Source organism: Phenylobacterium sp., from assembly GCF_044371015.1.
GTDB lineage: Bacteria > Pseudomonadota > Alphaproteobacteria > Caulobacterales > Caulobacteraceae > Phenylobacterium.
The window spans coordinates 1-13,202 of the sequence record NZ_JBILUK010000075.1 but is presented as its reverse complement, the minus strand read 5'-3'; the positions used below and the strand labels follow the sequence as shown (position 1 = coordinate 13,202).

Below are 13,202 nucleotides of genomic sequence, written 5' to 3'. Positions count from 1 at the left end.
CTCAAGGCCTATTTCGTGGCCGCCACCATGGTCATCGCGGTGCCGACCGGCGTGAAGGTGTTCTCCTGGATCGCCACGATGTGGGGCGGTTCGATCAGCTTCAAGACGCCCATGCTGTGGGCCATCGGCTTCATCTTCCTGTTCACGGTGGGCGGGGTGACCGGCGTGGTGCTCGCCAACGCCGGCATCGATTTCACCCTGCACGACACCTACTACGTGGTGGCCCACTTCCACTACGTGCTGAGCCTGGGCGCCGTGTTCGCGATCTTCGCAGGCTTCTACTACTGGTTCGAGAAGATGTGGGGCGTGAAGTACAACGAGTTCCTCGGCGTGGTGCACTTCTGGATCACCTTCGTCGGCGTGAACCTGATCTTCTTCCCGCAGCACTTCCTGGGCCTGCAGGGGATGCCGCGCCGCTACGTCGACTACCCGGACGGCTTCGCCTATTGGAACCAGGTTTCGACCTGGGGTTACATGATCACCGCCGCCGGCGTGGTTGTGTTCCTCCTCGTCCTCATCGAGGCGGCCGTGCGTCGCCGCAAGGCCGAGGCCAACCCCTGGGGCGAAGGCGCCACGACGCTGGAGTGGACGCTGTCCTCGCCGCCGCCGTTCCACCAGTTCAACGAACCGCCGGTCATCAAGGCCGACGGCCACCACTAGTCATGTCGCATCCGGCGTCGTGTGAACGGCGCCGGAAGCGACATAGCCCGCCCTTCGTGGGGGAGGTGGGGCGCGCGATCCGCGCATTCAGAGTATACGCATGGTCATGACCGAGGCGCTCAGCCCCACCAAGTCGCCAGCCCGCTGGCAGGACTTCCTGCAACTGCTGAAGCCGCGGGTGATGTCGCTGGTGGTGTTCACCGCGCTGACGGGCCTGGTCTGCGCGCCGACGGGCGTTCACCCACTGCTCGGCGCGGTGGCGATTCTCTGCATCGCCGTTGGGGCCGGCGCCTCGGGCGCGCTCAACATGTGGTACGACGCTGACATCGACGCCCAGATGCGACGCACGCGCGGCCGGCCGGTGCCGGCAGGGCGGGTGCAGGGGGCCGACGCCCTGGCGCTGGGCGTGGTGCTGTCGCTGTTTTCGGTGATGCTGATGGGCATGGCGCTCAACTGGGTCGCCGCCGCGCTCCTGGCCTTCACGATCGTCTTCTACGCGGTGATCTACACCATGTGGCTGAAGCGATGGACGGCGCAGAACATCGTCATCGGCGGGCTGGCGGGCGCGTTGCCGCCGGTGATCGGCTGGGCCGCGGCCACGGGGGATGCGCCGCTCAACGCCTGGCTGCTGTGCGCCATCATCTTCATGTGGACCCCGCCGCACTTCTGGGCGCTGTCGCTCTACACCTCGGAGGACTACGCCAAGGCCGGCGTGCCGATGATGCCGGTGGTGAAAGGTGCGGCCTCGACCCGCAAACAGATCCTGGCCTACAGCCTGCTGCTGATCCCGGTCTGTGTGGCGCCGGCGTTCACCGGGCTGGGCGGAGTCGCCTATCTCGGCGTGTCGGCGATCGGCGGGGCGGTGTTCGTGCTGCTGGCCTGGCGCCTGTTCCGGAGCAAGGCCGGCGACGCGCCGGACGCGCGCACCACCGACGGGCTGTATGATGTTCGCGCCGGCGCCAAGACGGCGCGGGATCTCTTCGCCTTCTCGATTCTCTACCTGACGCTGCTGTTCGCCACGCTGTTGGGCGAACACCTGATCGGCGCGACGCCGCTGGAGCTGTTCCGATGAGCGAACCTCGCCGCGAGGACTCTGACGCCGCCCGCGCGCGCCGCGGCCGCAATATCGCCATCGCTCTCGGGCTCGTGGCGTTCGTCATCATCGTCTATTTGGTCACCGTAGTCAGGATGGGCGCCAGTGTCGCAACCCGTTCCTTCTGAGCCGCCTTCCGCCCAGGACCCCGAGCGTCGACGCAATATCCGCGTCGCGACGATCAGCGCCGCGGTGTTCTTCGGCATGATCGGCGTCGCCTATGCCTCGGTCCCGCTCTACCGGGCGTTCTGCCAGTTGACGGGTTTCGACGGCACGCCGCGTCGCGCCGAGGCCGCCTCCGATCGCCAGCTGGATCGCGAACTGACCGTCCGTTTCGATGCCAATGTCCGGGGCGGTCTGCCCTGGAGGTTCACGTCGGAGCAAACCAGCCAGCAGGCCCGGATCGGCGAGACCAAGATCGCCTTCTTCAAGGTGACCAACACCTCAGACAAACCGGTGACCGCGCGCGCGACCTTCAATGTCGTGCCGAGCCAGGCGGGCCAGTACTTCCAGAAGCTGCAGTGCTTCTGCTTCACCGACCAGACGCTCGCGCCCGGCGCGACGGTCGACATGCCGGTGCTGTACTATATCGACCCGAAGTGGGTTGATGACATCGACACCAAGGGCAAGGTCGAGGTGACGCTCTCCTACACCTTCTTCCCGAAGCCCGAGGGTGAGCAGGCCGTCGCGGCCAAGGCCGTCCCCCGAGTCTAGTCCCCACCGTGGACGTCGATTACGCGGCGCGCCTCGTCGATCACCGCCCTCGCCAGCTCCGGTGGCGAGATGACCCGAACCTCGGCGCCCAGGCGCAGCAGTTCCCGCGCCGAGAAGGCGATGTCCTCGATGGTGATCTCGACCCGGGCTTCGCCGGCGTCAGTCAGGGCCCTGGGGTTCATGGCGGGCAGCCAATCACGCATGAGGCGCCAGCCCGTCTCCGTGAGTTCCACGATGGCGCGGCCCGACCGCTGGCGGGTCTCGAACCCTCCGGCCGCCGCGATCCAGAACCGCGAGAGGTCGAAATCGCGCGGGTGTTCGAACCTTTCGTCGAGGACCTGGAGTGTCTCTATGGCGTCCACCCGATAGATGCGCGGCGGCCCCTCCGCGCGGCCGACCAGATACCAGACGCCGGCCTTCACCACGAGGCCAAGCGGATCCAATCGCCGCTCCACCCGGCCACGCCAGCTCTCGTAGACGAGCGCGACGCGCCGCGCGCTCCAGACCGCTTCGGCGAGGTCGGGCGGCACGGGGGCCTGCGCCGGCGCAAACCAGGCGGAGAGGTCGAGATGCACCCGCTCCGCGATCCTCAGCGCGCCGCCGCGGGCGGCAAGGGGCAGACTGGTCAGGAGTTTGCGTTGCGCCGCGCGCGCCTCGGCCGCCAGTCCTAGTCCGGCCGCCACCGCGGGCGACAGGGGCAGGCCCGCCGCTTCCGAGGGCGAGAGGCCCGTGAGCCGGGTCCGGTAGCCATCGAGCAGTGCGAAACCGCCGTTTCGTCCGCGCTCGGCATAGACCGGAACGCCCGCGGCGCTCAGCGCATCCATGTCGCGATAAAGGGTCCGTACCGACACCTCGAACTCGGCCGCCAGGGCCTGCGCCGAGACGCGCCCGCGAAGTTGCAACAGGATCAGGATCGAGAGCAGGCGGCTCGCGCGCAACTTGTGGGGCTCCGAAATACCTGACGTAGATTGGCAGGTTTATCGCGATAGGGCTTGGCGGTCACGATCGGAGACCTTCAGTGGACCAACAAAGACGCACGTTGCTGGGCGCCGGATCCCTCGCGCTGTTTGCGGCGGGGCCGACGCAGGGCGTGACTGCGGCCGCCGCACCGCCGGGCCGACCCGGCGAGTTCGACTTTCTGGCGGGCGAATGGCGGATCGCCCACCGGCGACTTACGGCGCCGGGCCAGTGGGACGAGTTCGAGGGCGAGGCGACGTGCTGGACGATCCTGGACGGCGTGGGCAGCGTCGAGGAATTGCGGATTCCGGCGCGGGATTTCTCGGGAATGGGGCTGCGTCTACTGGACGCCAGGCAGAAGGTCTGGGTCGATCACTGGGTGAACGCGAAGTGGGGCGTATTGGCTCCTCCTGGGACGACCGGCGGTTTCATCGACGGCGTCGGCGTCTTTATCTCCGACGACACCGACGAGGGGCGCCCTATCAAGGTTCGCGGTCTCTGGGACCAGATCGCAGGTCGCTCACACCGCTGGAGTCAGTCGGTCTCCCGCGACGGCGGGCGCACCTGGGACGACAACTGGATCATGCACTGGACCAAGGTGGGGTGAGGCGTCCATTCCCCCTTGGCGAACGGTCCGGGGGAGGGCTATAGCGTCCCCGACCGTGCGCGCGACTCCGCAGGGAGTCGGTCTGCGTCCCGGGGGGAACTGCGAGGGACTTGGCACCGCAATGGCCGCTGGCGTGAAGCATGACTACCACCTGGTCGATCCGAGCCCCTGGCCGCTGATCGGCTCGATCGCGGCCACCATCATGGCCATGGGCGGCGTCGCCTGGATGAAGGGCCTGTTCGGCCTGCCGGAAGGCACTTCGTGGCTGTTCTTCGCGGGTCTCGCCGGGGTGTTGTTCACCATGGCCGGCTGGTGGATCGACGTCATCAAGGAAGCCAACCGCGGCGACCATACGCCGGTGGTCTCGATTGGCCTGCGCTACGGCATGGTGCTGTTCATCGCCTCGGAGGTGATGTTCTTCGTCGCCTGGTTCTGGATCTTCTTCGAGATGGCGCTGTTCCACGGGAACCGCACGCACGCGCCGGTGGAAGAGATCGCCGCGGCCTGGGCCACCTTCCCGCCGAAGGGCGTGGAGACGATCCCGGCCTTCCAGCTGCCGTTGATCAATACGCTGACGCTTCTGTTGTCAGGCACCACGGTGACCTGGGCGCACCATGCGCTGCAGCAGGGCGACCGCAAGAGCGCCAAGATCGGTCTCGTTCTGACCATCGTCCTGGGCGCGCTGTTCACCGCGATCCAGGCCTACGAGTACCACCACATCTTCAGCCACAACTACTTCTTCGGCGGCGAAGGGGCGGAGAACTCCGGGCTCTATGGCTCATCGTTCGTGATGGCCACGGGCTTCCACGGCTTCCATGTGCTGGTCGGCACCATCTTCCTGGCGGTCTGCCTGTACCGGCTGATGGGCACGGGCTTCACGCCCAAGCAGCACTTCGGCTTCGAGGCGGCGGCCTGGTATTGGCACTTCGTGGACGTGGTGTGGCTGTTCCTGTTCGCCTTCGTCTACGTGATCTTCGGGGTCCATTAGGCGCGTTCCGATGACCCGCAGCCCGGCCGGGCGTTTCCCGCTCGGCCTCACCCTGGCGACTGGGATCGCACTGGCGATCCTGGTCGGTCTGGGAGTTTGGCAGCTGCAGCGGCTGGCCTGGAAGCAGGATCTGATCGCCAGACTGGACGCCCTGGCGGCCGCGCCGGCCCAACCGGTCGAGTCGGTGCTGAGTCGGCTCGCGGCGGGGGCGGACGTCAATTTCACCAGAGTGGTCGTCACGTGTCCGGGTCTGGCCGAGGCGCCCTTTGTTGAACTCTACGCCATGCGCGACGGACAGGCCGGATCGCGGTTGGTCTCGGCCTGCGGGGTCTCGGCGGGCGGCTATCGCACGCTGCTGGTCGACCGGGGCTTCGTGATCGATACGGTCTCGGCGCGCCCCTCGGTCTCGTCGGGCGCCGGCGCTCCGCTCCGCGTCACCGGCGTATTGCGGGCCCCCGACCCGCCCAGCCGGTTCGCGCCGCCGAACACGCCATCGCGCTTCTTCACCCGCGATCCGGCGGCCATGGCGGCCGCCCTCGGCGTGACGGCGCCCGCGCCGATGTACCTGATGGCCGAGACGGTGATCACGCCGGGGTTTCCAGCGCTGACGCCTGCGCCCGTTCCGGTCGAACTGGCCAACCGTCATCTGGAGTATGCGCTGACCTGGTTCGGTCTTGCCGCCGCCCTTGTGGGCGTCTATGCGGCGCTCCTTCTTCGCAGGCGGGCACGCTGATGCGCTATGTTTCGACCCGGGGCCAGGCAGCCCCGGTCGGCTTTTCCGACGCTGTTCTTGGCGGGCTGGCGCCCGACGGGGGCCTCTATGTGCCTGAGGCCTGGCCGACCTTCACGCCGGACGAAATCCGCAGTTTCGCCGGGGCGCCCTATGCGCAGGTCGCGGCCAAGGTGTTCGCCAAGTTCGCGGGCGACGAGATCGCGGCCGAGGATCTGGAGCGCATGTGCAGGGAGGCCTACGCCACCTTCAGCCATCGCGCCGTTGTTCCGCTGGTGCAGATCGGCCCGCAGAGCTTCATCGCCGAACTGTTCCATGGGCCAAGCCTCGCCTTCAAAGACGTGGCCATGCAGATCCTGGCTCGGCTGTCGGACCATCTTCTGGCGGCGCAGAACCGGCGTCAGACCATCCTCTGCGCGACCTCCGGCGACACCGGCGGCGCGGCGGTGGAGGCGTTCCGGGGCGCCAGATCGGTGCGCGTGGCGGTGATGTTTCCGGAGGGGCGGATCAGCGAGGTCCAACGCCGTTTCATGACCACGGCGAAGGAAGACAACGTCGCCTGCGTCGCCGTCGACGGCACCTTCGACGACTGCCAGGCGATCCTGAAGGACGCATTCCAGGATTCCGTGCTGCGTCAGGCGGTCGACCTGGGCGCGGTGAACTCGATCAACATCGCCCGGATCATCGCCCAGTCGGTCTATTACTTCACCACTGCAGCGGCTCTGGGTGCGCCGGACCGAGCGGTGAGCTTCGTCGTGCCGTCAGGCAACTTCGGCGACGCCTTCGCGGCCTATGTGGCTCATCGGATGGGCCTGCCGATCCGGCGGATCGTCGCGGCGACCAATTCCAACGACATCCTGGCCCGCGCCTTCACGACCGGGCGCTATGCGCGCGGAACCGTGGCGGCCACGCTGTCGCCGGCCATGGACATCCAGTCGGCGTCGAACTTCGAGCGGCTCTACTTCGAGGCGGTCGGTCGGGATGCGGCGGAGACCGCCCGTGCGTTCCTGGGCTTCGCCGGTGGCGAGGCGCTGGAGATTCCCCCCGCCGCGCTCTCAGCCATCCAGGATCTGTTCACCGGGGTTGCGGTCAGCGAGGCCGAGACCGAACGCACGATGCGGACCACGCTGGATGAGACCGGCGAACTGGTCGATCCCCATACCGCGGTCGGGCTGGCGGCGCTTGACCGTGTTGGGCTGACAGGGCCGGTGGCGGTGATGTCCACCGCCCATGCGGCCAAGTTCCCCGAGGACGTCACCCGCGTCACCGGCGTGACGCCGGCCCTGCCGCGCGGGGTCGCGGACCTCGCCGATCGACCGGAGCGGTTCGAACGGCTGCCGGCGGACGCCGCGACGTTGAAGGCCTTCGTTCGCGACTTCGCGGAGGCCTGAGCCGCTGGCCCCCAAGGTTCACACGCTGTCGAACGGCGTCCGCGTCGTCTGCGATCCTATCCCGGGGCTCGAGACGGTGGCGCTGTCCGTCGTCGCGGGGTGCGGCTCGCGCTTCGAGGACCCGTCGCGGTGCGGCTGGTCGCACCTGCTCGAGCACATGGTTTTCAAGGGCGCGGGCAGCCGATCGGCGCGGGAGATCGTCGAGGTCATTGAGGCCGGCGGCGGCAACATCAACGCGGCGACCGGTCATGAGCGCACCAGCTTCCAGGTCCGCGCACTGAAAGATGGCCTCGATCTGGGTTCCGCGGTGATCGCCGACCTGGTGCGCCGGCCGACCATGGCCGCCGACGACCTCGCGCGCGAGAAGCAGGTGGTCGGCCAGGAGATCGCCGAGGCCGCCGACACGCCGGACGATCTGATCTTTGAACTGGCCCAGACCCAGGCCTTCGCCGACCAGCCGTTGGGCCGCCCGATCCTGGGAACCCGCGCCTCGATCCGCGGCGCGACGCCGGAGGGGCTGGAGGCCTGGCGGGCCCGGCTCTATGCGCCCGAGACCCTGGTGATCAGCGCTGCGGGGGCGGTGGACGAACAGACGCTGTTGCGGCTGGCCGAACGGGACTTCGGCGATGCGAAGCCGGGCGGCGCGGCGGCGGAGGCGACGCCCGCGGCGTTCACAGGCGGCGCGGCGCCGGTGGTGAAGCGCCTCGAGCAGGCCAACCTCGTCTTCCTGCTGCCGGCGCCCGGCGTGGCCGATCCGGACTATTTCGCGCTGCGTCTGCTGGCCGAGATCCTGGGCGGCGGGATGGCCTCGCGATTGTTCCAGGAGGCGCGGGAGGTGCGCGGTCTGGCCTACGCCATCGACGCCTATTCCGAGACCTATGCGGATGTCGGTGTGTTGGGAATCTTCGCCGGATGCGCAGCCGGTGACGCGGACGAGTTGGCGCAGGTGGCGGCGGGTGAAGTCCTGGGGCTCCGCGGTCGCATCTCGGAGGCGGAGCTTTCCCGCGCCCAGGCGCAGCTGAAAGCCTCGATCTTCATGGGCCGGGAGTCGGCCCTGGCCCGCGCCGAGCAAGCTGCGACCCAGGTGTTGCTCTTCGGCCGGGCGCTCGAGGCCGTCGACCTGGCGGCGAGCATCGACGCCGTCACGCCGGCGACTCTGGACGCCCTCCTCGACCGTATCCTGGCGCCGCGCCGCGCCGCCGTCGCCGTGCTGGGACCCCGGGCCGCCATGGGTGCGGCGGAAGGCTTCACGCGCGCGCTGTTCGGATAGCTGCACGTCTCGTCAGGTTATCGGTGATAGTCAGGACCCGTGAACCGCGCGAAGGTGCGGGAAGGGGAGGGCGCCCGAACCATGGGGCCATTGCTGATTCTGGCCGCCGCGGCGGCGCAGCCGGCGGCCGAACAGGTCGCCCAGTTACCGGTCACACCGCCCGCGGCCGCGGCCGAGCGCGGGGTGATCAGCTATCCGCCGGCGTTCTTCGCCGAAGCGCGGCCGGTGAATGCGTTCGACATGGTCAGCCGCCTGCCGGGCTTCACGTTCGATAAGGGCGCGGCCGTGCGCGGATTGGCCGGGTCCGGCGGCAATGTGCTGATCGACGGCCAGCCGTCGGTCTCGAAGAACGACAGCCTTGACGAGATCCTGAAGCGCATCCCGGCCGGCGCGGTCGAGCGCATCGATCTCATCCGCGGCGGTGCGCCGGGCATCGACATGGAAGGCCGCACCATCATCGCCAACGTGGTGCGCCGGCAGACGGCCGGGTTCCGCGCGGCGATCATGCCGGGAATCTACCAGCTCTATGACGGCCGCCAGCTTCCCGGCCTGCGCTTCGAGGCCCAGTGGCGATGGCCGGGCGGGCGCTCGGCGGAGTTCGGCCAGGTGTTCGGCACCGGCGCCAACGAGGAGTTCGGCGACGGTCCGCGCATCCGCTATAACGCCGACGGCACGGTGCGCCTGCGTTCGAAGGTCGACGCCGACGCCTATGGCCACCGGCGCTGGACCACCGGCGCCTTTGAGACGCCGCTGATGGGTGGTCGGCTGCGGCTGAATGGCGCCTACCTGCCCAATCCCTCTGAGCTCGAGATCTATGATCGGTACGAGAGCACGACGGGGCTGGAGTACGAGAAGAACGACTTCAAGCGACTGCAGGCCGAACTGGGCGGACGCTACAGCCGGGGCCTGACCGAGAAGCTGTCGCTTGAGACCGTGCTGTTCCATCAGTGGAACAACAACAAGACCACGGTGGACTTCCAGGCGCCGACCCAGACCCGCGACTTCCTGCTCGACAAGAAGTCGACCGAGGCGGTTGGCCGAATGCAGTTCCGCTACCGCTACGATCCCCAACTGACGTTGGAATTCGGGGCCGAGGGCGCACTGAATCAGCTGGACAGCGAGACGGCGCTGACCCTCAACGCCCGGCCCGTGGTGGTGCCAGCCGCCAACGTGCAGGTGGAGGAGACGCGCGGCGAGATGTTCCTGCGCGGCACCTGGCGGGCGACGCCCAAGCTGACCCTGGAAGCCGGCGTGCGGCAGGAGGGCTCACGTGTCACCTCGGAAGGCGATGTTCTGCTGGAGAAGACACTCACCTTCACGAAGCCCCGCGCGGCGCTGACCTGGGCGCCCGACGATCAGAGCCAGATCCGTCTCCGGGTGGAGCGGGAGGTGGGCCAGCTCAACTTCGACGATTTCGTCGCCTCGCCGAACGCCGTCTCGACGGGAGTGGTGCTGGCAGGCAATCCGGATCTGGCGCCGCAACAGGCCTGGGTTTACGAGGCGGCCTATGAGCGCCGGTTCTGGGGTGCGGGCGCTGCGGTGCTGACGGTGCGCCACTTCGCGCTCAATGATGTGGTCGACCGGGTGCCGATCCGGTCCCTGGCCGGCGTTGTGCTGGCTGATGCGCCCGGCAACCTGGGAACGGGGACCCGGGATGAGATCCAGGGCAGCCTGACAGTGCCCCTCGACCGCTTCGGCGTGCGCGCCGCGCAGTTCAAGGCGCAGCTGACCTGGCGCGACACCAAGGTCGACGATCCCCTGCTGGGCGGAACGCGCGAGATCTCCGGCCAACGGCCGCTGGAGTGGGAGGCGCATTTCAGCCAGGACCTGCCGCAGTGGAAATCGACCTGGGGCGTCGACCTTCTGGGGGCCTATCGCGAGCGGTTCTTCCGCCTTTCGGAGATCGAGACCCGCAAGGTCTCCACCTGGGTGATGGTCTATGGCGAGTATAAACCTCAGCCGGACTGGATCATCCGTCTGGAAGCCTGGGGCTTTACCGGCCGCGACTTCAAGCGCATCCGCGAGGTCTATACCGCGCCCCGCAATGTGGGCCGGGTCGATTTCACCGATGTCCGGGCCCTGGAGTGGAACGGCACGTTCTATCTGCGCGTGCGCAAGACCTTCGGGGGCTAGATTTGGCGCGGCTGAGCTATGCCGAGGCGCTGGACCTGATGGCGATGCTGCGCGACCACGCGCGGCCGGACTCGCCCGACGAACAGATGCGGTTCATCGCCTTCTGCCTGCGTCACTTGTCCGAGAGTTCAGCTCAGCTGCTGCAGGACCTGTGGGTGGCCTACGAGACCGCCGAACAGCGCGGCGGCTACTTCGTGGAGTTCGGCGCGGTCGATGGCGTGCACGCCTCCAACACGCTCTATCTGGAGCGCCATCTGGGCTGGACCGGCATCCTGGCCGAGCCGGCGCGTATCGCGCACGCGGCGCTGAAGGCCAATCGCGCCTGCGCCATCGACACGCGCTGCGTCTGGTCGGAGAGCGGGCGCAAGCTGCTGTTCAACCAGACCGTTCCGCTGGTCCACTCGACCATCGACAGCTTTTCGGCAGGCGACATGCACGCCGCCAGCCGCGAAGGCGGCGAGCGGTATGAGGTGGAGACCGTGTCACTGAACGACCTGCTGGCCCAATGGGAGGCGCCGACGCGGATCGACTATCTGTCGGTCGACACTGAGGGCTCCGAACTCGACATCCTGGCCGCCTTTGACTTCGACCGCTGGGACGTGCGGTTGATCAGCGTCGAGCACAACTTCACCACGGCCCGCGAGGCTCTTTTGGATCTGCTCGCGTCGAAGGGATACGAGCGCAGGTTTCCGGCCCTGTCGCGGGTCGACGACTGGTACGTGAAAGGGTGATTGGCCCGCGGCTCCGCGCGTCTGCGGAGCGCGCTCGGCCTCTCGCACCGTCGGGCGGCGTGACTCAGCCCAGCCCCAACGCTTCCGCCACGGCCGTCTGGGAGATCGGCTGAACCAGGGGCATCTGGTCGTCGCCTATGCGCTGGACCATGCCGACGAAGGCGACGTCGTGTTCGGGGTCGGACCAGAACCAGGTGCTGGCCATTCCGTCCCAGAGATAGGTTCCGCGACCCAGTGCGACACCGGCGGCCGGAGGATCGGTGACCACGACGCCATTGTAGCCGTAGGCGTAGCCGGGCCGGAGATTCTGGAAGCCCACGCCCCACCGGCGAGCGATGAAATCGGGCGAGAGCTGGGCGCCCATCATCCGGTCGGCGGCGGCCTCGGAGACAATGCGCGCGCCCTCCAGTTCGCCCCGGCCGAGCAGCATGCGGGCGAAGCGCAGGTAGTCCTGCGCGGTCGAGAACAGCCCGCCGCCGCCGGACAGGAAGTCGGGCGGCGTCGAGCCCTCGCCGGTCATGGGCGCGTTGCGGACCTGCCGCAGGGCGCCGTCCTTCCAGCGATAGAGACCGGCCAGCCGATGACGCTGGTCGGCCGGGCAGGCGAACCCGGTGTCGACCATGCCCAACGGGCCGAAGATGCGCTCCTGCATCAGCTCGGCCAGCGTGCGGCCGGTGATCCGCTCGGCGATCACGCCCTGCAGGTCCATGGCGATGCTGTAGCGCCAGGCGGTTCCGGGCTCGAAGTAGAGCGGCAGGTCGGCGACACGGCGGATGAAGTCGTCGGAGCCCCGGCTGGTCCAGATCCCGGCCGCCAGATAAGCCGCGTCGACCGGCCCCTCGGGGCCGCCGTAGCCGAAACCCGCAGTGTGGGTCATCAGCTCCTGCATCGTCGGCCCACGGGTCGCGGGCGTCAGGATGGGTGCGCCGGTCGCGTCCAGGCCCTGAAACACCTTGAGGTCCGCGAACTCCGGCACGAAGCGGGTGACCGGGTCGTCCGGCGACCAGAGGCCCTGGTCGAAGAGGCTCATCATGACGACGGCCATCACCGGCTTGGTCATCGAGTAGGCCCGAACGATGGTCGAGGGCGTCATCGCCACGCCGGTTTCGAGGTCCTGTACGCCGTAGCCGGCCGAGTGGACCAGCCGGCCCCGATGCCAGGCGAGCGCGGCGACGCCGGCGAACTGCCGCGCCTCGACCAGGGGGCCGAGCGCCGCGTCGACGGCGGCAAGGCGGGGTTCGGTCATTCGCCCGGCATCCGCTCGGTGTCGACGCTGGCCTGCAGCGCTTCGGGGTAGCGCGAGCCGGTGACGGTGGCGCCGTTCACGGTGGCGTCGATACGGGCGATCAGTTCGGGCGAGAGGGTGATGGCGGCGGCCGCCGCGTTCTCTCGCATGTGATCGGGGCTGGTGGTGCCGGGGATCGACACCAGGTTCGGATCGCGGGTCATCAGCCAGGCGAGGCACAGCTGCGCCGGGGTGCAGCGGGCCTCGGTGGCCAGGGCCTCGAAGCGGGCCAGGAGCGCCAGGTTGGCCTCGAAGGCCGGGCCGGCGAACCGGGGCATCGAGCCGCGCATGTCGCCGGCGACGTACTCCGGCTTGCGGACCCCGCCGGCCAGAAACCCACGCGCGACCGGCGAGAAGGCGACGAACGTCACCCCCAGTTCACGGCAGGCGTCCAGCACCGCGATCTCGGGATTGCGGGTCCAGGGCGAGTACTCGGTCTGCAGCGCGGCGATGGGGTGCTCGGCATGCGCCCGGCGCAGGGTCGGCGCGGAGACTTCCGAGAGCCCGATCGCGCGGATCTTCCCGGCCTTCACGAGGCCCGCCAGCGCGCCGACGCTCTCCTCGATCGGGACCTTCTGGTCCCAGCGGTGGAGGTAGTAGAGATCAATCACATCGACGCCGAGCCGCTTCAGGCTCACCTCGC

Annotated in this window: 14 protein-coding genes; 11 read left to right on the top strand and 3 right to left on the bottom strand. The window is 68.6% G+C overall.

The features are described 5' to 3' along the window. The 4 genes from ACIQ3R_RS08460 to ACIQ3R_RS08445 all read left to right on the top strand — a co-directional run. Positions 1-660, top strand: a 660-nt coding sequence (locus ACIQ3R_RS08460; RefSeq protein WP_397417302.1) for a cbb3-type cytochrome c oxidase subunit I, incomplete at its 5' end; no start/stop codon positions are given. A 100-nt stretch (positions 661-760) separates the two neighbouring features. Beyond that, positions 761-1,732, top strand: coding sequence for a heme o synthase (gene cyoE, locus ACIQ3R_RS08455; RefSeq protein WP_397417300.1), 972 nt, complete (start codon positions 761-763; stop codon positions 1,730-1,732). Next, positions 1,729-1,881 (top strand): hypothetical protein, encoded by a 153-nt coding sequence (locus ACIQ3R_RS08450; protein ID WP_397417298.1) that lies wholly within the window; start codon positions 1,729-1,731, stop codon positions 1,879-1,881. The genes cyoE and ACIQ3R_RS08450 overlap by 4 nt, the downstream gene beginning before the upstream one ends. Then, complete coding sequence (locus ACIQ3R_RS08445; RefSeq protein ID WP_397417296.1) at positions 1,859-2,467, top strand: cytochrome c oxidase assembly protein; 609 nt, start codon at positions 1,859-1,861, stop codon at positions 2,465-2,467. The genes ACIQ3R_RS08450 and ACIQ3R_RS08445 overlap by 23 nt, the downstream gene beginning before the upstream one ends. Here the strand turns inward: ACIQ3R_RS08445 and ACIQ3R_RS08440 are convergent. Then, entirely contained in the window at positions 2,464-3,405 is a 942-nt protein-coding gene (locus ACIQ3R_RS08440; RefSeq protein WP_397417294.1) for a helix-turn-helix transcriptional regulator, read from the bottom strand. The two genes, ACIQ3R_RS08445 and ACIQ3R_RS08440, sit on opposite strands and share 4 nt — an antisense overlap. Positions 3,406-3,485: 80 nt before the next feature. Here ACIQ3R_RS08440 and ACIQ3R_RS08435 point away from each other — a divergent pair, with 80 nt between their 5' ends. The 7 genes from ACIQ3R_RS08435 (at position 3,486) to ACIQ3R_RS08405 (ending at position 11,274) form a co-directional block, all read left to right on the top strand. Continuing rightward, positions 3,486-4,031, top strand: a complete 546-nt coding sequence (locus tag ACIQ3R_RS08435) for a hypothetical protein (protein ID WP_397417292.1) — start codon at positions 3,486-3,488, stop codon at positions 4,029-4,031. A 121-nt stretch (positions 4,032-4,152) separates the two neighbouring features. Beyond that, positions 4,153-5,019, top strand: a complete 867-nt coding sequence (locus tag ACIQ3R_RS08430; protein ID WP_397417290.1) for a cytochrome c oxidase subunit 3 — start codon at positions 4,153-4,155, stop codon at positions 5,017-5,019. A gap of 10 nt (positions 5,020-5,029) precedes the next feature. Continuing rightward, on the top strand, positions 5,030-5,752 hold the full coding sequence (locus tag ACIQ3R_RS08425; protein WP_397417288.1) for an SURF1 family protein: 723 nt from the start codon (positions 5,030-5,032) through the stop codon (positions 5,750-5,752). Beyond that, entirely contained in the window at positions 5,752-7,140 is a 1,389-nt protein-coding gene (thrC, locus tag ACIQ3R_RS08420; protein WP_397417286.1) for a threonine synthase, read from the top strand. Before ACIQ3R_RS08425 ends, thrC begins: the two co-directional genes overlap by 1 nt. 4 nt (positions 7,141-7,144) lie before the next feature. Beyond that, positions 7,145-8,410, top strand: coding sequence for a M16 family metallopeptidase (locus ACIQ3R_RS08415; RefSeq protein ID WP_397417304.1), 1,266 nt, complete (start codon positions 7,145-7,147; stop codon positions 8,408-8,410). A gap of 39 nt (positions 8,411-8,449) precedes the next feature. Continuing rightward, positions 8,450-10,543 carry a TonB-dependent receptor plug domain-containing protein gene (locus ACIQ3R_RS08410; RefSeq protein ID WP_397417284.1) on the top strand — a complete coding sequence of 698 codons (2,094 nt, stop codon included), beginning with the start codon at positions 8,450-8,452 and terminating at the stop codon, positions 10,541-10,543. Between the two features lie 2 nt (positions 10,544-10,545). Then, entirely contained in the window at positions 10,546-11,274 is a 729-nt protein-coding gene (locus ACIQ3R_RS08405; protein ID WP_397417282.1) for an FkbM family methyltransferase, read from the top strand. 64 nt (positions 11,275-11,338) lie between these two features. Here the strand turns inward: ACIQ3R_RS08405 and ACIQ3R_RS08400 are convergent, their stop codons facing one another. Both ACIQ3R_RS08400 and ACIQ3R_RS08395 read right to left on the bottom strand, forming a co-directional pair. After that, entirely contained in the window at positions 11,339-12,520 is a 1,182-nt protein-coding gene (locus ACIQ3R_RS08400; protein WP_397417280.1) for a serine hydrolase domain-containing protein, read from the bottom strand. Continuing rightward, positions 12,517-13,202 (bottom strand): aldo/keto reductase (locus ACIQ3R_RS08395; protein ID WP_397417278.1); only part of this gene is annotated, 686 nt, incomplete at its 5' end. The genes ACIQ3R_RS08400 and ACIQ3R_RS08395, both read right to left, overlap by 4 nt.

What these genes read in the sequence shown, in the direction of transcription:
- cyoE (WP_397417300.1), top strand. Translation starts at nt 761, where the DNA reads ATGGTCATGACCGAGGCGCTCAGCCCCACCAAGTCGCCAGCCCGCTGG.
- ACIQ3R_RS08450 (WP_397417298.1), top strand. Translation starts at nt 1,729, where the DNA reads ATGAGCGAACCTCGCCGCGAGGACTCTGACGCCGCCCGCGCGCGCCGC.
- ACIQ3R_RS08430 (WP_397417290.1), top strand. Translation starts at nt 4,153, where the DNA reads ATGGCCGCTGGCGTGAAGCATGACTACCACCTGGTCGATCCGAGCCCC.
- ACIQ3R_RS08425 (WP_397417288.1), top strand. Translation starts at nt 5,030, where the DNA reads ATGACCCGCAGCCCGGCCGGGCGTTTCCCGCTCGGCCTCACCCTGGCG.
- thrC (WP_397417286.1), top strand. Translation starts at nt 5,752, where the DNA reads ATGCGCTATGTTTCGACCCGGGGCCAGGCAGCCCCGGTCGGCTTTTCC.
- ACIQ3R_RS08400 (WP_397417280.1), bottom strand. Translation starts at nt 12,520, where the DNA reads ATGACCGAACCCCGCCTTGCCGCCGTCGACGCGGCGCTCGGCCCCCTG.